The following is a 24,347-nucleotide window of genomic DNA, read 5'->3' as shown; positions in this document are numbered from 1 at the left end:
ATTCCCCCGTCGTCCTCGGCGGCGGCACCCCGTACTTCCCCACCCACGACCACCGCACCGCCCTCCACCTCGCCGACTCCCATGTCTTCGGCTCCGGCGTCGTCTACCTCCGATACCGACCCGCCTGACACCACCGCACACGCGCGGCGGGCGGGGGAGAGGCGCCTGCGGGGAGCACGCCAGGAGCACGCCCCCTCCTCACTCCCGCCCGCCGCCCCCGCTGGTCGACACCCCGGTCCGGACCTCGCGGAGCGTGCCGGGCCACCTGGTCCGCCTCGCGCTGTCCGGACGAAGCGCGGGCGGGCACTGCCCCGCCATCGACGAGGTGCCGGTCCGGCGGGAGCGCGCTGGTCATCACCCCGCCGCCGTGGTCCGGCGGCATCCTGGTCGCCGGCGAGCGGCTGGACCCCGACCTGACGGCCACATTGCGACCCGCCGGGGAGTGGGGGAGCGGTTGGGGCGCTCCGTCACCCCGCTGGACCGGCGGCGCACACCGTCCCCCACCCCCAGCGCCGGCCCCGGCTGAGCCCCTGCCCCACCCGTGGGGCAGGACACGCTCCCGGTACGGCCCGAGCGCGGAGCAGGCGGGGAGGCGGCGGGCCCCGTCGCGAGAACCGGACCGCACCCCGCGGTGGAGGCAGGTCGGGACCGGGCGTAGCTGAGGTCCGCGCCCCCGGTGGTCCGCCCCTGCACCTCCCGCGAGGTACCCGTCCCGGCGGCACGCCTCCAACCAGGGCTGACAGCGACGGTGGCGCGCTGGCCTTGAGCGGCCGGACCGCGGCGGGGGCGGGCGAGCGGTTCGATGGGGGACAGCGGCACGGGAGACGGTCCACTGGCTCGTGGACGAACCGGCGGTTCCGGCCTGCCACGCGGCCACCTCGCGGTTCCGCCACGGTGGCGGTGTGCGGGTCGGGACGCCGGAACGCCGCCACCCGCCCGCCACCCGCCGGCCGGTGCTCGACCCGATCAGGAGGCGGGGTCCTACCTTCCGTTCAGCTGCCTGGGCCAGCCGGACGCGTCGACAACGTCCATTCAGCTGGCCCTCCCGAGGAACAGGCCTGCCTAGCCTGGAACGGCCCCAAGATCCCTGGTCGAAACACGAGGAGAAGATGATGACGATGAGACGATTCCCGCGCGTGATGGCCGCCGCCACCGGTATCGCCGCCGCCGTCGCCGGCACGGTCCTCACGACGGGCGCCGCCGCCGCCGAGAGCCCGACCTTGAGTTGGACCGCTGGGAGCTGAGGCGGGACGGCGACGCGACCTCGGGAGCCGCCTCCCTGGTGTTACCCGTGCTCCGGGCGAACGGCACCCCCGCCGCCCTCAGGTTGCAGATGCCCAGGGAGGAGACCACCGCCGCCCTGGTCGGGTTGCGCACGTGGAACGGCAGCGGAATCGTGCGGTTGCTCGACCACGACGCCGACAGCAGCGCGATGCTGCTGGAGCGGCTCGACGGGGCACGAACGCTGTCCTCGATCGAGGACGACGACGTCGCGATGAGCATCCTCGCCGAAATCCAGGCCAGGTTGGTGTCGTCCGCCGCACCACCCGAGCTGCGCGGGCTTCGGGACATCGCGACCGACATGCTGGCGCGGGTTCCGTCCGCGATCACCGCGCTGACCGACCCGAGCGACCAACAGCACCTGCGCGGATGGGCCTCAGCCGTGGCCGAGCTGATCGACGAACCCGGTGACCGCCTGCTGCACTGGGATCTGCACTACGACAACGTCCTCGCCGCCGACCGGGAACCGTGGCTCGCGATCGATCCGGAGCCACTCGCGGGCGACCCCGGTTTTGACCTGTGGCCCGCGCTGGACAGCCGGTGGGACGACGTGGTGGCGGGCGGTGACCCACAACGGGTGCTGCGCCGACGTTTCGACCTCCTCACCGAGGTACTGCGCCTGGACCGCGCCCGGGCTGCTGGCTGGACGCTGGGCCGCCTGTTGCAGAACGCGCTGTGGGACATCGCCGACGGGGAAACCCGGCTCGCATCCTCCGCGATCACGATGTCGCGAGCATTGGGGCGTTGACCACGACCATAACGGCATTCGAGTAGTTGCGCCGGCAGCTTCCTCAGCCCGCCCAGCCCCGCCGCACGCAGAATTCCTCCACCTCCAAGAGGTCGCTCGCGCTCGTCACGTGAGGAGCAGCCCCGCGTGCGCGAGGACGACGGGTTCTCGTACCGCTTTCCGACGATGAGGGCGGGAACAGCCCCTCGTGCGCGGGGACGACATCTTCGCAATGTCGCTGAGTACCCACCACGGGGGAACAGCCCCGCGTGCGCGGGGACGACTGCCCGCACGCCTGGCAGCGTGACTCGTACCGGGGAACAGCCCCGCGTGCGCGGGGACGACGGGTCGGGTGAGGTCACGGGCCTGCTGGATGCGGGAACAGCCCCGCGTGCGCGGGGACGACGGGCGATCAGGCGGCGGCGGACCGGGGCCAGGGGGAACAGCCCCGCGTGCGCGGGGACGACCGCCCCGGCTTCCGCCGAGGACCTTCCCGGTACGGAACAGCCCCGCGTGCGCGGGGACGACGCGCGCGGTGGCACGTCCAGCATCTGCGCCAGCGGAACAGCCCCGCGTGCGCGGGGACGACTGGTCGAGGTGCCGGAGCGTGGCGTTCGTCCGGGGAACAGCCCCGCGTGCGCGGGGACGACCTCCGGCGGACCGGCGTGCGGCGCGGGCGCAGCGGAACAGCCCCGCGTGCGCGGGGACGACCCAGTACTGCGGGCCGTGGTACACGAGGAGTCCGGAACAGCCCCGCGTGCGCGGGGACGACAAGATCGCCAGATCGGCGGGTCTCGGCGACGCGGGAACAGCCCCGCGTGCGCGGGGACGACACTTCTTGACCTGCGGCGTTACGAGCGACACGACCGATTCTCATTCACTGAGGACATCGCCAACGTCCTGCCCTGCGAAGTACTCGACGACAACCAGATCACCGACCTCGGATTCGACCCCACCACAGCCGACTTCACTGATGTCGGACTTCTCTATACGTGCCAGTACACGGTGGCCCCCATGGAAACCCCCCTGATGTCCATCGGCCTCGACGCTGATCGGGCATTGGACGAGCTGAACCTCACCAACTTCAACTCCACGGAACACCAGGTCGGACCACTTCGCGCACTCCTGATCACCGACGACCGCGACCCGACCATGTGCCAGATCTCCATGGAACTCGCAGAAACAGCCCACGTCACGGTCAGGGTCAGCTGGGCCGAATCGCAGGAGGCCGCCTGCGAGGCCGCCGAGCGGGTGGCCGCCGTCGTGGAGCCCGAACTCCCGCGAGAGCAGAGCTGAGCACACCTCCGCTGAAAGGGCGACCCAAAGCCGGCCCAGCACAGAGCACACGGCGAGCCAACTCACGGACGCTGAACCACCTCATGCCGCCCCACCACGCTGCTCGGCCATCCCCACCCCCACCACGCGAGGCTGGGCAGCGGTCGCCAGCCAGGAGGGAAACGCTCCTCCCGACCACTGACAGTGGCGACAGCGACCACCCAGGCACAACCCGGTGACGGCGGTCGGCACGCCGACCTCGGCCAAGGAAACCTCGTGCTCCACATCCAGGCGCTGGAGGACCTCGCGGCCGCCATCCGCACCTCCGCCCGCAACAGCCAACAACAGGACACCGACAACGCCACCCTGCTCAACAACACCGGAGACCACCTCACATGACCCGTCGGACACCCCCACACCGCCACACCCCGGCACTCGCGGGAATCACCCTGCTCACCGTCCTGACGGGATGCACCACCGAAACCACCGGACAAGCCCACACCCCCACCACCGCAAACACCACCAATTCCACCACCGCGGAGGGAACCACCGCCCCGGGCAACTCGACCTTCACCGAGGAACTGGCCAACGTCCTCCCCTGCCAAGTACTCGACGACAACCAGGTCACCGACCTCGGATTCGACCCCACCACCGCCGAATTCGATGACGTTGGTGTGGCGTACATGTGCCTCTACCGACCCGCGCCGTTGGAAAGCCCGCTCCTGTCCATCAACATTGACAAGGATTGGGCGCTGGACGAACTCAACCTCACCAACTTCAACTCCACGGAACACCAGGTCGGACCACTTCGCGCACTCCTCATCACCGACGACCGCGACCCGAGCATGTGCCAGATCTCCATGGAGCTCGCAGAAACAGCCCACGTCACGGTCAGGGTCAGCTGGGCCGAATCGCAGGAGGCCGCCTGCGAGGCCGCCGAGCGGGTGGCCGCCGTCGTGGAGCCCGAACTCCCGCGAGAGCAGAGCTGAGCACACCTCCGCTGAAAGGGCGACCCAAAGCCGGCCCAGCACAGAGCACACGGCGAGCCAACTCACGGACGCTGAACCACCTCATGCCGCCCCACCACGCTGCTCGGCCATCCCCACCCCCACCACGCGAGGCTGGGCAGCGGTCGCCAGCCAGGAGGGAAACGCTCCTCCCGACCACTGACAGTGGCGACAGCGACCACCCAGGCACAACCCGGTGACGGCGGTCGGCACGCCGACCTCGGCCAAGGAAACCTCGTGCTCCACATCCAGGCGCTGGAGGACCTCGCCGCCGCCATCCGCACCTCCGCCCGCAACACCCAACAACAGGACACCAACAACGGGGAGGTCGCGTCGGGGTGCCCGTTGGGCCGCTCGCCGACCCGGCCCACGAGCCGGGGAGGCATCCCCACTCGCCCGGGCTGGTCCGGTCCGGGGAACGGGTGCGCTGGCGGTCGACCCTCCGCCGCGAGACGAGGGCCGGGTTCGGGCAGTGGACGCTTCTCCGTGATCCCTGGTGGGGCGTGGTGCGCGAGGACACACGGGGTTGATTTCACTAGACACTGAAGAGCCAGGGATTATCGACCATTCGGGGGCGCGGTCGGCATTCGAGGTCACGCGCGGGACGTCCGGCCGGCCACCCGGTGGAACGCCGGATGCGGGCCGGGAACCCGCTCCCGGCGGTGTCCCCCGACTGGCGGCCCCGGCCCCCGGATCCGGTCAGCGCACGCGGCGCTCGGCGAAGAACGAGACCAACTCGGCGTTGACCGCCTCCGGTCGAAGCGCCAGTTCACCACACCGAGCGTCCTCCCGGCCGTTCGTCACCTCGTGGGTACAGCGTGCTCGCCGGGCGGGCACCTCGCCGCTCGGAACCCGGAGCGGGGTGTGGTCGTGGGGCCGCCGTGGCTGGTCACCGTGTGCCGGGTGCTCCGCCAGCGGCGTTCCGCCACGGCTCCAGGTCCTCGGGCAGGTCGACGTCCACCGGGTCGCCGACGTCGCCGCACTCCACGAGCGTGACCTTCCGCCGGGCGAGGTAGGGGCGGGCACCGGTGTCGCCGGCGGCCGACCGCGCCACACCCGCCCAGTGGGCACGCCCGATCAGGACGGGGTGTCCTCGCCGCCCCTGGTAGGTGCCGTGCCACCGGGAGCCGCCCGAGGGGACCGGTACCCGACCCCGATGATGTCCGGCCTCGGCGTCGGCAACTGAACCGGCTCGACCCTCGTCCTCCTCTGGGGAGGACGAGGGTCGAGGTCGGGAGTAGCGGCCACGACCCGCTCGGCGGGCGGGTTCCCGCCGCCCTCCCGCGACGAGCACGACGCGGATCGGTGCGGCCGCCGTCAGCCGCCTGGTACCCCTCGACCCGCCCCAACTGCGCCCGCCACCCCGGAACGGCCGTGCCGGATCTCGTATCCCACCTCGAAAGTTAGGGGTTGTCGTGTCACCCGGACACCGGCACCGTGATGGGCGCCAGAGCACTCGTCGCGACGGTGTCGAGTCGGTGGGCTGAGGTGAACTCGTCGTCGGCGCACGGCGCGAGGACACGCCGCACGAGCGGACGGCCCACCACGAGCACGGTCCTGGGACGTCACCGCGACAAGCGAAAGATGGGCACATGCTCGACACCAACAGTACGACCGACCTGTGGATCCGCCGGTACCACCCGGCGCCCGGCAGCCCTCCCCGGCTGGTCTGCCTGCCGCACGCGGGCGGGTCGGCCAGCTACTACTTCCCCGTGTCGCAGGCGCTGGCGCCCGACGTCGAGGTCCTGGCCGTGCAGTACCCCGGCCGCCAGGACCGTCGTGCGGAACCGTTCCTGCGCACGATCGAGCAGCTCGCCGACGCGGTCACCGCCGAGCTGATCAAGGTCGTGGGGGACGAACCCGAGCGCCCACTCGCCCTGTTCGGGCACAGCATGGGGGCTGCCATCGGTTTCGAGGTGGCGGTGCGACTCGAGCGGGCCGGGCTCGTGGCTGCCGGGCTCTTCGTCTCCGGCCGGCGAGCGCCCAGCGTCCACCGCGACGAGCGGGTGCACCTGCGCGACGACGCCGGTCTGCTCGAGGACGTCGCGGCGCTCGGGGGCACCAACATGCGGGCCATGGACGCCGAGCTCAGGAGCATGGCCCTGCCCGCGATCCGCAACGACTACACGGCGATCGAGACCTACCGTTACCAGCCGGGTCCCCGGGTGAACTGCGCGATCCACGCGATGGTGGGCGACTCGGACCCGAAGGCCGCCGTGGAGGACGTACGAGCCTGGGCCGACCACACCCACGACGAGTTCGTGCTGGACGTGTTCCCCGGTGGGCACTTCTACCTCGACCAGCACGCACCGACGATCCTGGGCAAGATCACCGATCGCCTCGGCCGGGCGAGGACCTGACGAACGACCGCGGCCACCGGAGGGTGACCGGCGGGTGTCGGCCCGCCCAGACCTGGCCCCGAGATCACGACCAGTCCGGCCCGGACCGCCCGGGTGGGGTGACGGCTTCACACCTCGGTTACCTCCTTGCCTCCCGTCCGGTGGTCCGGCGGGGACATCCGTGTGCCGGAGGCACCGGCGAGCGGGGGCGTGGCGGGTCCGCTACCGGGTTCCGACGGGCCTCTCCGGTCCACCGGTCGTGGGGGTGCCCTCGGCCTCCGACGGGCCGGCACGACCTGTTCGGAGCGGCGACCAGCGGGCCCGATCGCGGGCGAAGTACTCCCGGGACATCGTGGAACTCCTCATCCGCGGCGCCCACTGGGGCACCGGACGGCCCCGCGCACACCGCCGGAGCCGTCGACGAGGACCTGGCGCGCCTGGGGTAGCCCCACCCCCAGGTCTCCGACGGTGCGCGCGAGTCGCGCTCGGCCCGTCGAACGATCGCGGAACGGTCCTCGACCACCAGCTCGCTCGCGTGCGGTAGACCGTTCCCGAGCCCGTGCTCGGCGCGGTCCGCCGGACGTCGCTCGCCGTGGGGCCGGCCACCTCCACCCGTTCGGCCACACCACCGAACCCACGACCACCGCCCACCGTCCCGGGGACGTGGCGGGACCCGACGTCCTCGGACTAGTCCGACCTCACCCCGTTCCCGATCTCCAACCTGGCGCGCAGTTCGTTCCGGTTGGCCACTCCGAGTTTGCGGTAGATCTTGGTCAGGTGCTGCTCGACCGTACTGATGGTGATGTGCAGCTTCGTGCTGATGTTCCGGTTCTGGTCCCCGAGCGCGACCAGGTCGGCGACCCGGCGTTCCGCACTGCTCAACAGTTGTTCACCCCGCGGCAGGGTGCTCACCCGATCGTGTCTGGGCAGATCGATGACCGGGGCCTTGCTGGTGCCGCGACCGAGCAACGCGGGCACCGAGGGCTGGTTCGGCCGGTGTCCGGTGGTGTGCAGGTCGGACAGGGCCATCGACAGTTCCACCTGGTCGCCGCTCTCCCGGAGCAGGTTCACGGCCTTCTCCAGCAGCTTCCTCCGTTGCGGTGGCTCGCTGGTCAACGCCAGCACGCGCAACGAGGCGCCGCGCACCCGCGCGCTGGACGCACCTGGCAGGGCCAACTGCTGCTCGACGAGCTTCTTGGCCTTCTCACGCAGGTCGAGCCGCAGGTACGCCTGTGCGATGTCGGCGCGCCACGGGATGACCGCCGGGATGTCCACTCCCTCGGCGGTCATCATGTCGCCGCAGCGCCTGAAGTCCTCCAGCGCGGCGTACACCCGGTTGTGGGCCAGGTAGTAGTGGCCCCTGGCCCGGAGGTAGCGCAGTCCCGACCAGGTGCTGAGCATCCGCTCCGGAACGACCTGCCGCAGCACCTGCTCGGCCTCGGCGGTGGCGCCCTGCGCGGTCGCCACGTGCAACAGGTCGGACAGGGGCAGTCCGACGGTCAACCCCCAGCTGTGGACGGGCAGCGTCGCGAACATCGACGTGGCCAACGCCGTCGCCCGGGGCGGTTTCCCGCAGCGGACCGCCGCGTGCGTGCTGATCGCCGACAGGACCGCCCGCCAGGTGCTCGCACCGCGGATGATCGGCAGGTCCAGCAACCTGGTCGACCAGTCCAGGGCCTTTCCGGGCCTGTCGACCTGGATCAGGGCCTGGAGGGCGCAGACGACGGACTCGAAGCTCGACTCGTCCACCTGGCTGTTGAGCAGGATCTGTTCCGCGGCCGTCACGACCTGCTTCTGCGAGCCGTTGGTCAGCAGCAGCGTCATGAGCCGCACGGCCATCTGCGCGCTGCCGGTGACGACCTCGTTGTCGACCGGGCCCGGCCCGACCTTGTCCAACAGGTCCCACATCGGGGACTTCCCGAAGTGCGACACCTGATGGGCGATTCGCAGCTCGGCCACCAACGGCCAGTCAAGCAACGTGCCGCCAGCCACCAGCCGGGCGACGACGTCCGCGGCCTGATCCACCTCGCCGAACCACAGCCGGTACTTGATCAAGGCGACGATCTCGCGTTGATCGAGCAGACCGTCCCGCATCGCCTGTGTCAGCGTGCCGAGGTGGCTCGCCGCCGCCGATGGGTTCATCCGCCACTCCGCGGCCGCGAGTCTCGCGGTGTTCTCCGCTCGTTCCCGGTCCCCCACGATGCCGCGCGAGGCGAGGTCGAGGCACCGGACCGCGGTGCCCGCGTTGCCGTCAGCCAGTGCCTGCCGCGCGCTGTCCTGCAGGACACCGATCATCCACGTCTGCTCGGCCTGCTCAGCCGCCAACAGGTGCCGCACCACGCTCGTCGCGTCGGCGCCGTCCTGGTGCAACACCCAGGCCGCCCGCGAGGCCAGCCGGGTGTGGTCCTCCGGCGGGAGCGTTCCGAGCACGGCCTCCCGCACCGCCGGGTGGCGAAACCGGTCCGTGCGCACCAATCCGATCGCCGCGATCAGCTCCACCGAGCGCCGCACGACCCCGGCCTTGAGCCCGAGCAGTTTGACCAACCGGTCCGGCGTGGCCTGCTCGCCCAGCACCGCGATGCCGCGGGCGACCTCCAACACGCGCGAATCCAGTCGGCACAGGCACGCCAGCACCGCGTGCCGGAACGTCAGGCCGACCACCAGTTCGGAGTGCTCCTCCGCCGCCGCGTGATCGTCCAGTGCCGCGCGTACCAGGCGCGGATTTCCACCGGTCGCCTCACAACACGCCTCGACAACGGGGGGCGGCGTGTCGCCGAGCCGCCGTGTCACCGCCGCCGCGACTCCCGGTCGTGACAGGCGGGACAGGCGAATCCACTGGTACCTCGGCTGGTCCATCAACTCCGCGTGCACCTGGGAATGCGTCACGGCCAGTTGGGGGGTTTCACCGAAGACCACCACCCCACCGGCGGCGACCATGCGGCGCTGCACCGACAACAGACAACGCAACGAGACCTCGTCGACGAAATGCACGTCGTCGACGCACAGCGTGATTCCCTGCTCCGACGCCAGGTCCGCCAGCGCGCCGCCCAACGCGTCCACGAACACCTCGACGGCAGCCGACTCACCGCCCTGGGGCGCCGCGCCGCCTCCGATCGCCCTGTCGAGCAGGTCACGCAATCGGCATCTCACCTGCGATGACAGCGACGGGCTGGCCACCACCTGTTCCAGCACACCGAATCCGAAGGTTCGTTCGGCCCGGGAGCCGACGACGCTCACCACCACACCGCCCGCCGAGGCCACGTACTCACCGAACGACTGCAGGAGCCCGGTCTTCCCGCCGCCAACACAGGAACTGACCAGGACGACGGCCCCCCCACCGTCGTGGTAGGCGCGTCGCAGTGCCGCTGATTCCGCGTGCCTCTCAAGCAGTTCCACCGTTCGTCCCCCAATCCAGAAGCAACCGACCTTGGCTTCGAATCCCGTGGTGTCGGTGCGCGAGGAAACAGGAGGACACCCCGCTGCTCCGACTGTTCGTGTTCGCCCAGCGAACACGTGTGGAGATCGGTGGTGAGCGGAATTCCGGGCTCTGGAGAACGCGTTCCGCCGTGACGGGACCGACATCAGGTCAGGGGCGTTACCCACCCGCCGGCGAGTCCCACCGTGTCAGTCGGCCGATCTACCACATCGCTCCGACTTCGACCACCCCAGCCGACCACCCGGTGTCCACCCCCAGCCCGTACACGAATCCGATGGTCCACGGAACCTCGCAAGCCGGGGGCGATTCTGTCCCGCCCCTCGAAGCCATCGCAAACCCCTATGGGGTGCCGGACAGGGGTTGACACGAAGTCCGGTCCATGCGCGATCGCGACAGCCGTCCCGCCGCGGGGTTCCGTCCACGGCGGACGCGTAGGCCTCGCCGATCACGGGTGACCGGTCACACCGTTCCCGGAACACCGACCGACCCCGTTGGTCGGACGGGTCCCCGGCCGGAGCCCGGTTGTCGCGCTGATCCCCACGATGGCACTACCGCCGGGGGCACCGAGGATTCGGTCCAGTCGGGTGGCCGAACGGTTCACCGGTGGTCAGGACCAGCCGAAGACCGACCCACCAGGAAATCCCTCCGAGAGCGGTCGTGCATCCCGGTCAGTTCACCGGGAACGCTCCCACTCGGGTTCACGGGAAGGTCATCGGTGTTCCGAGGTGAGCTTCTCCAGAACCGGCACGATCTCGTTCGGGCTCGGCATGGCACCGATCTCGTCACTGATCCGCCCGGCCCCTTCCCGGAACGCCGGCTCGGTCAGCAACCGGCTCAGCCCATCCCGCAACGCCTGCGGCGTCAGCTCCGCCGCCGGCACCGAGATCGCGAGGCCCAGCTCCTCCAGCCGGCTCGCCCGCTCGACCGACTCCCAGTACTTCGGCACGACCAGTTGCGGCACCCCGAGTCCGAGTGCCGTGGACATCGTGCCCGAGCCACCGTGGTGGACGATGGCCGAACAGCTGGGCAACAGCGCGTGCAGCGGAACGTAACCGGCCAGCCGCACGTTGTCCGGCACCCCCACCCGGCCCGGGTGGTCGGCCGGGTCGAGCGTGGCGACGACCTCGACGTCCAGGTCAGCGACCGCGGCCAGCAGGTCGGTCACCGACCGGGTCTGCCCACCCGTTCGGGACTGCTCCGAGACACCGAGCGTCAGGCACACCCTCGGTCGCCGGGGTGGCTCCCGGATCCAGTCGGCGACGACGGACGGTCCGTTGTAGGCGACGTGGCGAACCGGGAGGTAGTTCAGGTCGAGCGGGAGCCGCATGCGATCCGGGGTGGGGTCGATCGTCCACTGGCCGTTCACGACCTCCTCGTCGAAGTCGCATCCGAAGCGCGCCAACGTCCAGGTCAGCCACTCGGCCAGCGGGTCGTCGCGCCATTCGGGCGGCTGCTCGCGCATCCGGTCGAGGAAGGTGAACCGCATCCGTGCCAGGATGTCGAGTCCCGCGATCATCCTGGCGTGCGCCGCGCCGCACGCCCTCGCGGCCACGGAGCCCGGGTAGGACAACATGTCCCAGACGACGAGGTCCGGCCGCCACTGGCGGGAGAACGCGACGAGGTCGTCCACCATCGAGTCGTTGTTCACCACCGAGTACAGGAACGGGACCGTCACCGTGTAGATGCCGGAGACGTAGTCCCAGGTGAGCCGCTCCGGCCGGTTCTCGGCCAGGTCGATCTCCGGGTGCGACATCGCCGCTTCGCCCCAGCGACCGATCGACTGCTGGACCTTGTTGTCGGTGCCGACGGGCACGGCCGTGAGTCCGGCCTCGGTGATGGCACCGGTCAGCTCGGGCTGGCTGGCGACCCGGACCTCGTGCCCGGCCGTCCGTAGCGCCCAGGCGATCGGGACCAGGTTGTACAGGTGCATCTTCTCGGCGTAGGTGGTGAACAAGACCCGCATTCGCGCGCTCCTCGGATTCGTCCTGGTCCGGCGGTGGCTAGGCCGACACCGGGAACCGCAGGATCCGGTGTGTGCTCGGCATCCACCGACTTCGCAGGACCTCCCCTTCGGTGCGCAGTGCCGGCGCGCCGCTCGCCAACGCCCGCAACGCCACTTCGGTGACCGTCCGTGCGAAGTGGCGGCCGAGGCAGTGGTGCGGGCCGCCTCCGAAGGACAACGGCGTCGGGCCTGGCGGGCGGTCCAGGTCGAAGACATCGGGTCTCGGGTAGACCTCGGGGTCACGGTTGGCGGCGCCGACGAGGACGACCACCCGACTGCCCGCGCGCAGCCGCGTGCCCGCGACCTCGACGTCCACGTGCGCGATCCGGTTGAGCAGCGTGATCGGTGGAGCGTAGCGCAGCGTCTCGTCGACCACCTTCGAGACCAGGTCCTGCTCGTCGCGGAACGCCGCCCACCGCGCCGGGTCCTCCAGCAGGGCGAGCACCGCGTTGCCGATCAGGTTGCGCGTCGCCTCGACACCGATCGCGGTGAGCATCACGAGCAGGCCGAGCACGTCCTCGGTCGCGACGCCCACTGCCTCGGCGGCGGCGATCACCCCGCTCACCACGTCGTCGGCGGGATCAGCCGAACGCCGGTCGACCAGGTCACGGAAGAGGCGTTCCAGTCCCGTCGCCGCCGTCCCGAGCTCCCGCGCCACGCGTAACGAGGGGACGTCGACGGAGAACCCGATGCGGGCACAGTGCTCGTCGAAGCTCGTGCGGTGGGAGGTGGGAATCCCGAGGAGTCGCGCCATGGCGGCGGTCGCGACCGGCCCCGCGACGTCGGCGAGGAGATCGAACCCGCCCGGCCGCTCGATGCGGTCGAGCAGGCCCCGGCAGTCCGACGCGAGCCCGTCCCGGTAGGCGTCCTCCGTCCCGGCCATGAGGAAGGGGGTGGACAACGCTCGGAGCTGACGGTGCCGGTCCCCGTCCAGGCCGGCGAAGGAGTCGTCGACCTCGACCAGCCGGGGGATGATGCGTTGGCCGTCGGGTTTGCGCACGCCGAACCGCCGGTCCCCGACCACGGAGGCCCCGACCTCGTGGCTCGCGGTCACCCACGCCCCAAGCGGACTCCGGTAGAGCGGGCCACGCCGACGGACCTCGGCGTGGAGGCCGGCGAGGTCCTCGTGCCTGCCCTTCAACAGCAGTGCGTAGGGATCGTCCAGGGTGCCGGTCAACCACACGACACCACGCCTCATCTGAAGCTCATGGCCGAGTTCCTCGTCCGTCAGCCGCGTCATCGGGCCCCTTTCCCTACCGCCGGACCCACATACCCGCGAGGGACGCTAAGCCGCACCAGCATGGCGGCTCAACCCCTACTTCTCCCCTGGGAGCAGGGGTATTCGACCGCCTACGGAGCGACAACCCGATCGGCTACGATGGCCGCACTTCAATGAAGTGCCAGCACGGTCTGGCATCGGATCTTCATCAATTGACCGCCACAACCCCATTGGTGGCCATATATATGACTGAACAGCTCAGCGAGAATATCCAACCGTCAGTGGTTGATGAGCAATTACCCGCGCTGGAAGTTCGTGGCCTGCGAAAGACGTTCGGTGACGTCGACGCCGTGAGCCAAGTGGACCTGACGGTGCCGAGTGGCTCCTTCTTCGGTCTGGTCGGCCCCAACGGAGCGGGCAAGACCACCTCCCTGTCCGGAAAGCGCGCTTCGAGGCTTCCACCTCGGCCCACACATCCGCGCCCGCCTGGTCTGGTGCGCTCCGCACACGGCCACCCGTCCGGGGTGAGGAATCACCTGAAACGGTCAGGCGGGCGCGCGTCCTCCTGCCCACGGCCACGACGAGCACCGGTGGGCAGGGCACGCCCGAGCATGTCGGTCGGCTGGCGCACACATCGGGCGACGCGTTCGAGCTGGTCGTTCGGGTGGGTAGCGAGAGGGGCCAGGCGCGCCACGACGACGGATGCGGGCACGCCCGCCCACGCTCCCCAGCCCGTCAGGCCTGGCGCGGGGGCCGCGTGTGCCGGTCCGGGGCGGGGTGTCGGATGGCCCGTTCCGGACCGTCGCCGGGAGGTGTTCGGGCGGGCCGCTCCCCGTCCATGCCCCACTGCGGGGTGTGCCGGCGGGCGGTGGGTTGGCTGACGGGACGCGGGGCGGTGTCCGGCAGTCGGCGGGTCAGGCCTCGGTCGGGGTGTGGTCGCGCCGGAGTCGATCGACAGCTCGGTGTGTCGCCGGCGCCGGCTCGGGTCAGGAGCGCGGCCCCGATGTCGGGATCACCAGGGGACGGTGCCGCCGTCGTCGAAGAAACCGCCTCGGGGCCCGTCGTCGGGGAGGGTGGCGAGCCGGATGGCGATCGCGGCGCCCTGCTCGGGGGTCCGGGGCGCGTCGAAGCCGGTGAAGTCGGTCGCCACGAAGCCGGGACAGCACGCGTTCACGATGACGGGGGTGTCGGCGAGCCGGCGGGCGTACTGCGCGGTCATGCTGTTGAGCAGGGACTTCGAGGGTGCGTACGCGGCCATGAGTGGTCCGCCGGCACCCAGTGCCAGCGATCCCATGGTGCTCGACACGTTGACGATGCGTGGTGCGTCGGCGCGGCTGAGCAGCGGGAGCATCGCGTTGGTCACCCGAACGACTCCGAGGACGTTCGTGTCGAGGACGGTGCGGAGGACGTCGAGGTCGAGCGTCGTCGGGTCCTGCCTGCCATTGTCGGCGCGACCGGCGATGCCCGCGTTGTTGACGAGCACGTCGAGCCGACCCGCCCTCCGCTCGACGGCCTCGGCCGCCGCGCCGGCGCTCTCGTCACTGGTGACGTCGAGGGAGACCCCGAACGCCGTGATACCGGTGGCACCCAGGCGGTCGACGGCGTCCTCGCGTCGGGTGTCGTCGCGCGCGCCCACCGCGATGGTGAAGCCGATCATCCCGAGGCCCTGTGCGATGGCGAAGCCGATGCCCTTGTTCGCGCCGGTGACCAGCGCGGTCTTCGTGTCGTTCACCTGATCCATGCTTCCCGCGTCGCCCGGTCGGTGTCCAAGATCGAGTCCGTAGGCTCTGATACCCGGCAGGTATCAGTCGGTAGGCTTCGTTCGTGCATGACCTCGAGACTCGCCAGCTCAGGTACTTCGTCGCCGCCGCCGAGGAACTGCACTTCGGACGCGCCGCCCGCCGGCTCGGGATCGCGCAGCCACCGCTCTCCCGCGCGATCAGCCAGCTCGAACGACGGCTCGGCGTCTCCCTGCTGGACCGCAACCGTCGTGGCGTGGCGCTCACCGCAGCCGGCGAAGTCATGCTCCGCGAGGCCAGGGTGGCCCTCGACGCGGTCGCCGCCGTCGCGCGGCGGACGCGGCGAGCCGGGGACCCGGCCCGTCCGCTGGTGCTCACGACCAAGGCCGGGGCATCCCACGAACTGCTGCGACGGCTCCTCGACACGCTGGACGACGAACCTGGTGCGGTACCGATCGAGGTCCTGCCGTGTGAGGTCGGCGAGCAGGCACGGCTGCTGCGCGACGGGCGCGCCGACGTGGCGGTCATGCACCGACCGTTCGACGACCTCGCCGGGTTCGACACCGAGGACCTCTGTGTCGAAGGTCAGGTCGCGCTGCTCCCCGCGGGGCATCCGCTCGCGGCGCTCGAGCAGCTCACGCTGGCCGACGTCCAGGACGTACCGGACCTGCCCATCGCGCGGTGGCCCCGGATCGACGGGTCCTACCCGGACGGGCCCGGACCGGAGGTGCGCAGCCAGTCGCAACTCGCCCAGCTGGTGGCGCTGGGCAGGACGCTGCTGGTCATCCCCGCCTCCAGCCGTGCCTGGCAGTGGCCCGCGCACGTCGCGGTGCCCGTCATCGACGCGCCACGGGTAACGACGGTGATCGCCTGGCCTCCCAGCGGGTACAGTCCGGCCGTCGCATCGCTCGTCGCCACGGCCGCCAGGCTCCGCGACACCCCACCCCCGCCTCCCAGCCGGACGGCGCCCGCGTGTCCCGGCATGATCGTGTCGACGGCCCACCAGGCTGGGGGGCAGCGAACCCCCGCCGATGGGAGGGAGGCGAAACCCCTCGAACGGGACGGGAGGTGACCGACAGCGCCTCGTGTGGCTGGTCGAGGAGGACTCCTCCCGTCCACGGCACGGGCTCCCGACGTCGCCCGCCCCGGGCGGAGAGCGACCGCGAGCCACCGGGACGCAGCCGGCCCGCCGCTCCGGTCGCAGCAGGTGCGGACCACCCAGGCGCGATTCCCGCCGGAGACCACCGGGAGTCGGTGGAGCGGATGCTGTTCGGGTCGCCCGAGCGGCCGTCTCCCCGGACCCACAGCCCCTTCTGGTACGAGAAGCCGGCCGCGAGGAAGGTCTTGTAGGCGTCCCAGCCGGGACCGGAGGGGGGCTCGCCGTAGTGCTCCTCGTACACCTCGGGCACGGTTGGCAGGTCCGGCACGTTCGGGTCCCGCACGACCTCGCCGGCGTCGTCGAGCTGCCCCAGCGACATCAGGGGGACCGCGCGGCCCTCGTCGATGAGCGGCTGCACCTGGGTGAGGAAGCCGGACGTCGTCTGGTAGTCGACGTTGAGCTCGCCGCGTTCGATCGCCAGCCGCGCCGGCCCCCGCCCCTCGAAGCCGAAGGTGGAGGTGACGTCGAGCCCCAACACCTCGAAGGCGAGGACGGCGCTGAGGTCGAGGCCGGTGATGCTGATCCCGCCGTACTGGAGGGGCGTCGAGGGGGTGAAGAGGTCGTCCACCGACGTCACGCCACCCTCGACCGAGCCGTAGATGACCCCGCCGGAGCCGTTGATGACGAGGGGGCGCATCTCGCCGAAGTCGAACTCGACCTCCGGGCGCCCCAACAGGTACTGGAAGTACGTGGTGCCGGAGGACACCAGGACCTCGGAGCCGTCGTTGCCGGCGCTGCGCGCGTACCGGTTGGAGCCGATGATGCTGAACTGGCGGCCGTGGATGGCGCCGCGGCGGACGCGGTCGCACGGGACGGGCTGGTCCTCGCGCTGGTCACCGGGGAAGCGGGCGGAGGCAAGACCGCCCTCGCGGAGGCCCTGGCCGCCAGGGTCACGGGGCGGGGGTGGCTGGTGGCACGGGGAACGAACCCGGAGGAGACGGGCGCGGCGGAGGACTGGGCGTGGGACCAGGTCCTGGGCGTCCTGGTCGCGTCGGGTCGCGGCACCGCGCCCACCAGGGGCGGGGCGGCAGCCGGGGACGCGGTGGCCGCCCGGTTCCGGTGGCATCGGGAGGTGGTCCAGCGGGGAGCAGCGGCGGGCTGACGCGCTCTGGGTGGCTGCCGTGACGCCGACCATCCTGGCCGCGCTGTACCGCCTCGGGGTGGGGCTCGAACCGCTGGAGCCGCGCCAGGGCCTCTCCGCCGCGGCCAACTGGCTGTACCAGGTGACAGGGGAGGAGCCAGCGGAGCACGAGGTCGCGGCGATCAACCGCTACCTGGTGTCCACGGTCGACCACGGTTTCAACGCGTCGACCTTCACCGGCAGGGTGGTGGCCTCCACGGGCGCCGATCTGGTGGCGGCCGTGGTCGCGGCCGTCGGGGCCTTCTCCGGCCCGTTGCACGGTGGCGCGCCGGACCGCGCCCTGGACGCCCTCGACCACGGCGTGCGTTCCGTACCGGGTATAGGGAACTCGTCGAACGGATCCACGCGCACAACGTGGACCGGGGCGGCGGACCGAGCGGGCAGCCAGCTCAGACGCCGTCCCGCTTCAGGGAGCCGACGAAGGCGGCGAACACCTCGTGGTCAACGACGAGCTTTCCCCCTGCACGGTTCTTCGTGTCCCGCACAGCCACCACGGTCGACGTGGAACCCACCTCGACACAGTTGTCGGAACCGTTGCTGCTCCGACTCGACTTCCGCCAGTTGGTCAGGGTCATGTCAGCGTTCACGCGCCACGTCCTCGGAGAGGGGAACCACGTCGGCCGGGAGGTGTGGTGCGACCCGCGTGGGTTCCCGGTTCGGCAGGTAGGGACCAGTTACCCAGCTTGCCGGTTCGTCGGAGGGTGGGCTATCGGTCGACTTGGTATGCCGCCGCCCCTGTTTGGCCTAGCACGGTGACCAAGCTCGTCCGTAGCCGTCGCGAGCATGGCTCGCGTTGACGGCTGGGCGGGGTGCCCGCCGGCCCGGTGGGTGGTTGGCCGGGTGGGGCCAGGAAGGACCCGCACCTGCGGTCGAACGCTGGTGCCGCCCCACGACCGTCCACCTCCTCCGCCGGGCGTCCCGACCGGCCGCCCGCACCGACCACCCTGCCCCGACACGCGAGCCGAACGCGGTCGGGGTGCTGGTGGGTGCGGCGGGCGAGCCGCCCAATCAGTGCCGCTGTCTCGTCAGGTCCAGGGACCGGGGCACCTGGAGGCAGGCCACGACTGGCACCGCCAGGAGGGTCACCCCGCCGACCAGGCTCACCGTCGCCAGCGACTCGCCGAACGCGCCCTCGCCAGCCGCCCCCACCTCGGGCACCCCGGACTCCGAGGACAGCTCCAGGACCGCGGCGAGGGGCTCCCCGGCCGGACCGGCGTCAACCCAGTGCCCCGTTCGCCAAGGCACTGCGCGCCGCCATCGGCGTTCGCGACCCCGAAGGCGAGGTCCAGACCGTCAAGAGCGAGCCCGAACCCGACCCCGAACTTCGTGACTACGAGAACGTGCCCCTCCACGAGGACACCGAGGAGTACCTGAAGCGGGAGGTCCTCCCGCATGTCCCGGACGCCTGGATCGACCACACCAAGACGAGGATCGGGTACGAGATCCCAGTCACCCGGCACTTCTACGTGTATGAGCCGCCGCGACCCCTCGCGGAGATCGACACCGAACTGAAGGCACTTGAGGCCGAGATCCAGGCACTGCTGGGAGAGGTGACGGAGTGAGCGCCCACGTCACTTGGAGCGTGGCACCGCTCTGGTCTCTAGGAGTCGAACGACGACACGTTGTTGACCCTGGTGACCTTGGTGGTCGCGTGGTGCACTACAGCATCCCGTCGGTAGATGCTTACGGAACAGGTCGAGAGGAAGGGCCTGATTCGATTAGGTCTGCAAAGCTACGACTTCGGGGTGGGGAGGTTTTGATTAGCAAGCTCAATCCTCGTAAGAGCAGAGTGCTGATCGTTCAAAAATCCAATGATCCGATCGTGTCGTCGACCGAATTTGTCGGCATTGAGCCAGTGGAAGTTCTTGAGTCGCGATTCTTGTTCTATTTCTTGCAGGCTGAATCGACGCGGCAGGCCCTTGATTCACAAGTGCAGTCTGTTACGAGGAGCCATCAACGTGTTTCGCCGGAAGATGTTATGCACCTGAGCGTTGCATATCCATCGCTGGAGGAGCAGCGCCGCATCGTCGACTTCCTCGACGCCGAGACTGCCCGCATCGATCAGGTTGTCAGTATGCGACAAGGTCAACTTGAGCTTTTTGAGGAGCGTAAACAGGCAGCCATGGATCATTTCTTGGTACAAGAGGGCGATCCGATGGTGCGCCTGGGGAGGTTGTGCCGCGTGCAGTCAGGGGTGACGGTAGACGGTGGGCGGATTTCTAAAGATGCGGTGACTCGCCCCTACCTCCGGGTGGCCAATGTTCAAGCGGGATGTCTCGAATTGTCTGAAGTGAAAGAAATAATGATCGATCGGACATCTGTGCGACGTTTTGAGTTGAGGCCGGGGGATGTACTAATGACTGAAGGTGGTGATCTTGACAAGCTTGGTCGAGGAACAGTGTGGTCCGGTGAGATTCGTGGGTGTCTTCATCAAAACCACGTTTTTGCGGTTCGGCCAGGCTCGAAACTGTTGGGGAAATATCTCGCGCTGCTGACGCGAACGTCGCTCGCTCGATCTTACTTCGAGATGACTGGTTCGAAGACAACGAACCTTGCCTCCACGAGCAGTGGAAAAATTTTGAGTTTTCGTGTGCCCTTGCTTGGCATGGAGGAGCAGCGGTATCGTGCGAAGAACGCTGAGAAAGATCTTTCGTGGATGGCGGCGCTCACTGCGTCGATGAAGCAGCAAATTAACCTGCTGTCCGAGCGTCGTCAAGCTCTTATCACTGCTGCTGTTACCGGTCAGTTCGACGTGTCCGCCGCGAGTGGGCGGGGAATCGAGGAACGCCGTCCAGGGTGCTGGCGACGATGTAGGTCAGTTCGCGCATCAGGTCGTCCTTCCCGAGGTTCCGCCCGGGAGGTTCCCCGGCCGTGGGCCGGTCGCACGCTACCCCGGTCCCCCATCCGGGCGTACCCGTTTTCCCGCAAGTGAGCCCGTCCGACCCACCACCTGCTCTCCCCTCGCGGATCCCCGGCCGCCGCGCCGGAAGTCGGGAATCCGCTCGTCCCCGGGACGGGCGAGTCCCGGGGACGGCGCCGGTAGGTCGTCCCAGGGCCGGACCGGCCCCGACCCACCGTCGGTGTCGGGGCCACCGGGGTCGGCTGGCGCCCCTACCAGCGGGCGGGGCGCGGGACGCTGAGCCTTCCGACACCGCCCTCGACCAGGAACCCGGCGCCCGTCGCGAGGTCGAGGGCGTCCAACACCCGTTGTTCGGCCCCGACCACCGCCACCAGGACCGCCACGTCGAACTCGGTCCCGATGACGGCGGCCCACGAGAGCACCGACGCCGCCGACGCCGGCAGCCGGGTGATGCGGTAGCGGACCACGTCCCGTACCCCGGGTGGGACCTCGGCCAACGCCTCCGTCCCCTCCGCGAGGAGCAGGCGGGCCAGTTCACGGACGAAGAACGGGTTGCCGCCCGTGCGTCCGCGCACCGCCGCCGCCGTCGCGGCAGCAGGGAGATGGTCTCGCCCACCCAGAACTTCAGGAAGTCCCGGTTGTGCCAGAGGCTTCGGGGCTTCGCCCTGGGCGCCTCGGCCGGATCGATGTCGGTGACGGACACGGTGGTCTCCTAGTGGCCGAGGTGCTCGCGGACCAGCCGGCTCAGCTCCAGAAGGCTGTCACCGGTCCAGATCGAGTGGTGGGTGCTGTGGGGGACGGTGTGCTCGACGAGGTCGGGCAGGAACCGCTGCCACCGCATGTCCTGGGCGGGGGAGGCCTCGGCCAGGACATGCACGGCCGGGCCGGGATGGCTGCCGGTGACCTCGCGGAGCTCCAGGTGCCCGTCGACCGGGACGTACGGGTCCGGGCACCACCGCACCTCGTCCGGTTTGTACTCCAGGATGGAGAAGTTCGTCGTCGCCGCCGCGAAGTGCGCGTTCGCGGCGGTGGCCAACGGGCCCATCGGGTTGTGCGGCGCCAGCGGCACGTAGTGGGCCTCGGTGATCGCCGCGATCTTGCGCATCTGGGTCAACCCGCCCACGACGCAGATGTCCGGCTGGGCGATGTCGACCCCCTGCGCGGCGCACAGGGCGAGGAATTCGTGCGGGGTGTACAGCGACTCCCCGGTCGCGAGCGGAACCGACATGCGCGACCGCAACCGGGCCCACGCGGGGATGTGTTCCGGACGCAGGGGTTCCTCCAGGAACAGCGGGTCGTTCGGGGCGAGCGCCGCCGCCAGAACATGTTGGAACACCAGACCGCGGAGAGCGCGAAGATGGTGGGCATGCTGCGGGAGCGAGGGGCCGAGCCGCTGCCCTTCGACAACTGACCGACCCCACCGGCGCCGCGAGGGCGGTACTGGTCGGGAGCCCCACCCTGCCGGGTGCCGGGGTGTGTTCGTACCCCCACCGCGCTCGGGCCGTCGGTGCGCTCGTGCTGGCGTACCGACCGCCACCACCCCCGGCGACGCGCCCGCCGAGGCGGGCGACTGACCGGCGACGCGCCCGCGCGCTCCTCGGCGGCGGTGCGCCAGGTCGCCCCCGCGGTCCCGGGCCGCCCCGGCGGGGGTTCGTGGCCCTCTCCCGTTCCGACCTCCCGGGGGCTCGGCCGCCGCCCTCCACCCGTGCCGGTGCGACCGCCGGCGCGCTGATCGTCCCGCCACCACCGCCGGCTGCCCCCGGGAGGTCGGGGCGCGCCCGGGTTTGTCGGCGCCCCCACCTCCGGACGGTGCGCGACGGCTGGTCAGACCAGTGGTGGTCCGCCCGGTGCCCCGTCTCGGGCCGAACGGTATGGTGACGATGACCGGGTAGATCTTCCTCGCGAGGTCCGGGTGGCCGGTGGCCGTGTCGTCGTCCGCCGCGTCGTAGAGCGCCTCCACGGCGTTGCGGATCGCGGTGTCCTCGTCGACGTCCCGCTCGTGGCGCTTCTTCAGCGCGGACTTGGCGAACAGGGAACCCGAACCGACGGCGTGGTAGGAGCCGTGCTCCTCGTAGCGGCCCCCGGTCACGTCGTAGTTGAAGATCCGACCGGGCCACTCGGTACCGTTCGAGTCGACGTCGATCCCGACGAACAGCGGTACGACGGCCAGGCCGGCCATCGCCAGTTCGAGGTTGCCCCGGATCATGTTCGACAGCTGGTTGGCCTTGCCCTCCAACGAGAGCGACACCCCGTGGATCTTCTCGTAGTGCTGGAGCCCCCGGCCCCGGCATCTCCGCCAGACGGATGATCCGCCCCCGACCCGGCTCGCCCCGCCGGGCACGGCCGACACCCGGCAGGGCTCGACCCGGCGCGGTCCGACCTCGGTTCCGGCCCGGGGAGCCGAGCCGGCGACCACGTCCGCGCGCAAGCCCCGGGGGCTGGTCTCACCCACGGCTCGACCGGCTCCGGACCGCCGCCCGCGCCTGCTCGGCGGCCCGCGCCCAGTGCGGGGCGCCCACCCCCTCGGCGAGGGCACGCGCCCGGTCGTAGTGCTCGACCGCCGCGCCGGGACGCCCCAGGGTCCACGCCAGGTCGCCGAGGTGGTGGGCCACCGGGCGCAGCGCCACCAGGCCACTGCCCGCCCCGCTCGGTTCGGGTGAGGGCAGGGCGGCCGGTCTGCCGTGGACAGCGCCGGAACGCCGGACCGCCGCGACGTGCCGGTCGCGGCCCGTCCCCTGCCACGGTGCCCCGGCGCTGGCGTGGCGGCGGCGCACAGGAGCGGAGCCGGGCGGGGCTCCACCGACCACCACGTGTCGTCCCAGAACCGGCACCGGCCGGCGTCCGGCGGCTGGGTCGGCGAGGTCGGCGAACCTTCCAGGTTCTGACGGAGAGTGACGGCGCTCGGATGCCGGCGGCCCTCCACGGGCCCACCGGCGCGTGGTGGCCCGGCCGGGGCCGGGCCGCCGACGGGGGACTTGGAGGGCTGCCACCACCCCGGTGACGGGTGCTCCGGAGCCGAACTCCCGGCCTCGCCCCCACCGGTGCGGTGGGCTCGGCCAGCGCCGGCCCCGGGCGGCTCGCGCCACCGTCGCGCGCCCACTGCTTGTCGTGGCCGAGGCGGAGCCCGCATCGGACGACGCACCACTCGGGGGCGGGCCGATGCGGGCCCAGTCGCCATGTTTGAAGCTGACCCGACCCGCGTAGTTGATGCCCGTCTCGACCTCGGGCTCCCAGGACCACAACCGCACCCGCGCCCAGCTCGGGACGCGTCGGCGGCGGCGTTTCAGCGTGGTCGGTGGGGGAACGAAGTCCCGCACCCGCCACCGCCGGGCCAGGTCCCGCATCTCGGCGATCGTGTGAGTGGTGAGGTCGTCGAACTCGGCGTAGTGCCGCACCACGGCGCCGCAGAGCACGGTCCGCCGGTGGTCGAAGGTACCCACCAGGTAGCGCAGGCCGGGGGCGACGAGGGGACCGTGGCCGGTGTCGAGGTCGACGTGACCGTAGAGGCGGCCCACGATCGGGGACCGCACCGCGCACCGGGTGATCCACGCCCCGGTGATCCCATCACGGGCGGCCGCGTCCTTGTCCGCTGCGGTTGGGTGGGCGTGAACCGTGCTGGTGGGCCTGGCCCCCGACGAAGCCAACAGACGGCCGGGATCAGACGTGTCGTTCACCATGGTCACGTCCCGCTCAGCACGGGGTCGGGCAACAACTGGGACGCGAGGAGGAACCCCTCACCGGCCTGGGCCTCGGCGGTGTGCCGACACCGCAGCGGCCCCCGTGCCAGCTCGGGAACACCGGTGGGACCAGGACTGGGGTCACGGGGCAGCAGGTAGTACAGGCGGCCGGCCGTGCTGACCTCCGAACGCATGCCGAGATCTGGGCCGAGGTCCTCGGCGTGGACAAGGTCGGGGTCACCGACGACTTCTTCCACCTCGGAGGGAACTCCGTTCTCAGCCTCCGTGTCGTCGCGCGCATCCGGGAGGCCTTCGACGTGGATCCGACCGCACGAGCACTCTTCGACCACCCAACCGTCGCGGGTCTCGCCGACACCGTCGAGGAACTGGTCATCGCCGAGATCGAGAACTCGCTGGAGTTCGACGGCGGGGACATGCCGCGCGACTGACCGCCACCCCGTACCGACCGGATGGTGTCCGAGCGG

General features: G+C 70.7%; 21 protein-coding genes, 3 pseudogenes and 1 CRISPR repeat array. Of the genes and pseudogenes, 12 read left to right on the top strand and 12 right to left on the bottom strand.

The genetic code is table 11. The features are described 5' to 3' along the window. Positions 1-1,118 precede the first annotated feature (1,118 nt). The 5 genes and pseudogenes from C1701_RS27935 (at position 1,119) to C1701_RS25570 (ending at position 4,272) form a co-directional block, all read left to right on the top strand. Entirely contained in the window at positions 1,119-1,244 is a 126-nt protein-coding gene (locus tag C1701_RS27935; protein ID WP_337661971.1) for a hypothetical protein, read from the top strand. After that, positions 1,226-2,029 (top strand): annotated as a pseudogene (locus C1701_RS25580) (aminoglycoside phosphotransferase family protein); the annotation flags it as partial. The gene C1701_RS27935 and the pseudogene C1701_RS25580, both read left to right, overlap by 19 nt. Before the next feature lie 113 nt (positions 2,030-2,142). Next, positions 2,143-2,841: direct repeats of the CRISPR family, unit length 28 nt; unit sequence GGAACAGCCCCGCGTGCGCGGGGACGAC. A 10-nt stretch (positions 2,842-2,851) separates the two neighbouring features. Continuing rightward, complete coding sequence (locus tag C1701_RS25575; protein ID WP_103056793.1) at positions 2,852-3,304, top strand: DUF3558 domain-containing protein; 453 nt, start codon at positions 2,852-2,854, stop codon at positions 3,302-3,304. 255 nt (positions 3,305-3,559) lie between these two features. Next, entirely contained in the window at positions 3,560-3,682 is a 123-nt protein-coding gene (locus C1701_RS27930; RefSeq protein WP_337661969.1) for a hypothetical protein, read from the top strand. Further along, positions 3,679-4,272: a DUF3558 domain-containing protein gene (locus C1701_RS25570; RefSeq protein WP_103056792.1), complete on the top strand. Its 594-nt coding sequence runs from the start codon at positions 3,679-3,681 to the stop codon at positions 4,270-4,272. Before C1701_RS27930 ends, C1701_RS25570 begins: the two co-directional genes overlap by 4 nt. 907 nt (positions 4,273-5,179) lie before the next feature. Here the strand turns inward: C1701_RS25570 and C1701_RS27925 are convergent. Further along, positions 5,180-5,344, bottom strand: a complete 165-nt coding sequence (locus tag C1701_RS27925; RefSeq protein ID WP_337661968.1) for a hypothetical protein — start codon at positions 5,342-5,344, stop codon at positions 5,180-5,182. 538 nt (positions 5,345-5,882) lie between these two features. Between C1701_RS27925 and C1701_RS25565 the strand changes: the two genes are divergently transcribed. Further along, positions 5,883-6,650: a thioesterase II family protein gene (locus C1701_RS25565; protein ID WP_103056791.1), complete on the top strand. Its 768-nt coding sequence runs from the start codon at positions 5,883-5,885 to the stop codon at positions 6,648-6,650. Positions 6,651-7,316: 666 nt separating this feature from the next. On the opposite strand, the gene C1701_RS25560 is transcribed toward C1701_RS25565, so the two are convergent. From C1701_RS25560 to C1701_RS25540, 4 genes are all read right to left on the bottom strand, one after another. Next, positions 7,317-10,025 carry a LuxR C-terminal-related transcriptional regulator gene (locus tag C1701_RS25560; RefSeq protein WP_337661967.1) on the bottom strand — a complete coding sequence of 903 codons (2,709 nt, stop codon included), beginning with the start codon at positions 10,023-10,025 and terminating at the stop codon, positions 7,317-7,319. Between the two features lie 749 nt (positions 10,026-10,774). Beyond that, entirely contained in the window at positions 10,775-12,028 is a 1,254-nt protein-coding gene (locus C1701_RS25555; protein WP_103056789.1) for an activator-dependent family glycosyltransferase, read from the bottom strand. 37 nt (positions 12,029-12,065) lie between these two features. Next, positions 12,066-13,307, bottom strand: coding sequence for a cytochrome P450 family protein (locus tag C1701_RS25550; protein WP_103056788.1), 1,242 nt, complete (start codon positions 13,305-13,307; stop codon positions 12,066-12,068). A gap of 991 nt (positions 13,308-14,298) precedes the next feature. Then, positions 14,299-15,027: an SDR family oxidoreductase gene (locus tag C1701_RS25540; RefSeq protein ID WP_026418033.1), complete on the bottom strand. Its 729-nt coding sequence runs from the start codon at positions 15,025-15,027 to the stop codon at positions 14,299-14,301. Positions 15,028-15,110: 83 nt separating this feature from the next. Between C1701_RS25540 and C1701_RS25535 the strand changes: the two genes are divergently transcribed. The 3 genes and pseudogenes from C1701_RS25535 to C1701_RS25525 form a co-directional block, all read left to right on the top strand. After that, entirely contained in the window at positions 15,111-16,097 is a 987-nt protein-coding gene (locus tag C1701_RS25535; protein WP_103056787.1) for a LysR family transcriptional regulator, read from the top strand. An 865-nt stretch (positions 16,098-16,962) separates the two neighbouring features. After that, complete coding sequence (locus tag C1701_RS27920; RefSeq protein ID WP_337661966.1) at positions 16,963-17,286, top strand: hypothetical protein; 324 nt, start codon at positions 16,963-16,965, stop codon at positions 17,284-17,286. Positions 17,287-17,296: 10 nt separating this feature from the next. Next, positions 17,297-17,560 (top strand): annotated as a pseudogene (locus C1701_RS25525) (citrate/2-methylcitrate synthase); the annotation flags it as partial. Between the two features lie 154 nt (positions 17,561-17,714). Here the strand turns inward: C1701_RS25525 and C1701_RS25520 are convergent. Next, positions 17,715-17,912, bottom strand: a complete 198-nt coding sequence (locus C1701_RS25520; protein WP_103056786.1) for a DUF397 domain-containing protein — start codon at positions 17,910-17,912, stop codon at positions 17,715-17,717. Between the two features lie 421 nt (positions 17,913-18,333). Beyond that, positions 18,334-18,570, bottom strand: coding sequence for a hypothetical protein (locus C1701_RS27915; protein WP_337661965.1), 237 nt, complete (start codon positions 18,568-18,570; stop codon positions 18,334-18,336). A 95-nt stretch (positions 18,571-18,665) separates the two neighbouring features. Between C1701_RS27915 and C1701_RS25515 the strand changes: the two genes are divergently transcribed. After that, on the top strand, positions 18,666-18,887 hold the full coding sequence (locus tag C1701_RS25515; RefSeq protein WP_337661964.1) for a hypothetical protein: 222 nt from the start codon (positions 18,666-18,668) through the stop codon (positions 18,885-18,887). 227 nt (positions 18,888-19,114) lie between these two features. Beyond that, positions 19,115-20,257 carry a restriction endonuclease subunit S gene (locus tag C1701_RS25510; RefSeq protein ID WP_337661963.1) on the top strand — a complete coding sequence of 381 codons (1,143 nt, stop codon included), beginning with the start codon at positions 19,115-19,117 and terminating at the stop codon, positions 20,255-20,257. A 179-nt stretch (positions 20,258-20,436) separates the two neighbouring features. Here C1701_RS25510 and C1701_RS25505 read toward each other — a convergent pair whose 3' ends face one another. From C1701_RS25505 to C1701_RS27900, 5 genes and pseudogenes are all read right to left on the bottom strand, one after another. Continuing rightward, positions 20,437-20,760: a hypothetical protein gene (locus C1701_RS25505; protein ID WP_103056784.1), complete on the bottom strand. Its 324-nt coding sequence runs from the start codon at positions 20,758-20,760 to the stop codon at positions 20,437-20,439. A 137-nt stretch (positions 20,761-20,897) separates the two neighbouring features. Further along, positions 20,898-22,013 (bottom strand): enolase C-terminal domain-like protein, encoded by a 1,116-nt coding sequence (locus C1701_RS25500; RefSeq protein ID WP_337662315.1) that lies wholly within the window; start codon positions 22,011-22,013, stop codon positions 20,898-20,900. Between the two features lie 42 nt (positions 22,014-22,055). Next, positions 22,056-22,460: pseudogene (prcB, locus tag C1701_RS27910) on the bottom strand (proteasome subunit beta); the annotation flags it as partial. A 169-nt stretch (positions 22,461-22,629) separates the two neighbouring features. After that, positions 22,630-23,862: a hypothetical protein gene (locus tag C1701_RS27905; protein WP_337661962.1), complete on the bottom strand. Its 1,233-nt coding sequence runs from the start codon at positions 23,860-23,862 to the stop codon at positions 22,630-22,632. 2 nt (positions 23,863-23,864) lie between these two features. After that, on the bottom strand, positions 23,865-24,056 hold the full coding sequence (locus C1701_RS27900) for a hypothetical protein (RefSeq protein ID WP_016701420.1): 192 nt from the start codon (positions 24,054-24,056) through the stop codon (positions 23,865-23,867). Between the two features lie 27 nt (positions 24,057-24,083). On the opposite strand from C1701_RS27900, the gene C1701_RS27895 reads away from it, so the two are divergent. Beyond that, positions 24,084-24,311 (top strand): phosphopantetheine-binding protein, encoded by a 228-nt coding sequence (locus tag C1701_RS27895; RefSeq protein WP_337661961.1) that lies wholly within the window; start codon positions 24,084-24,086, stop codon positions 24,309-24,311. Positions 24,312-24,347: the final 36 nt, after the last annotated feature.

The organism is Actinoalloteichus sp. AHMU CJ021, assembly GCF_002895405.1.
Lineage (GTDB): Bacteria > Actinomycetota > Actinomycetes > Mycobacteriales > Pseudonocardiaceae > Actinoalloteichus_B > Actinoalloteichus_B caeruleus.
Note: the sequence above shows the minus strand (reverse complement) of the source record. Positions and strands in the feature narration are given on the sequence as shown.

Coding starts and splice junctions, on each gene's coding strand:
- C1701_RS27935 (WP_337661971.1), top strand. CDS start 1,119: ATGAGACGATTCCCGCGCGTGATGGCCGCCGCCACCGGTATCGCCGCC.
- C1701_RS25570 (WP_103056792.1), top strand. CDS start 3,679: ATGACCCGTCGGACACCCCCACACCGCCACACCCCGGCACTCGCGGGA.
- C1701_RS25565 (WP_103056791.1), top strand. CDS start 5,883: ATGCTCGACACCAACAGTACGACCGACCTGTGGATCCGCCGGTACCAC.
- C1701_RS25555 (WP_103056789.1), bottom strand. CDS start 12,028: ATGCGGGTCTTGTTCACCACCTACGCCGAGAAGATGCACCTGTACAAC.
- C1701_RS25550 (WP_103056788.1), bottom strand. CDS start 13,307: ATGACGCGGCTGACGGACGAGGAACTCGGCCATGAGCTTCAGATGAGG.
- C1701_RS25540 (WP_026418033.1), bottom strand. CDS start 15,027: ATGGATCAGGTGAACGACACGAAGACCGCGCTGGTCACCGGCGCGAAC.
- C1701_RS27905 (WP_337661962.1), bottom strand. CDS start 23,862: ATGGTGAACGACACGTCTGATCCCGGCCGTCTGTTGGCTTCGTCGGGG.
- C1701_RS27900 (WP_016701420.1), bottom strand. CDS start 24,056: ATGCGTTCGGAGGTCAGCACGGCCGGCCGCCTGTACTACCTGCTGCCC.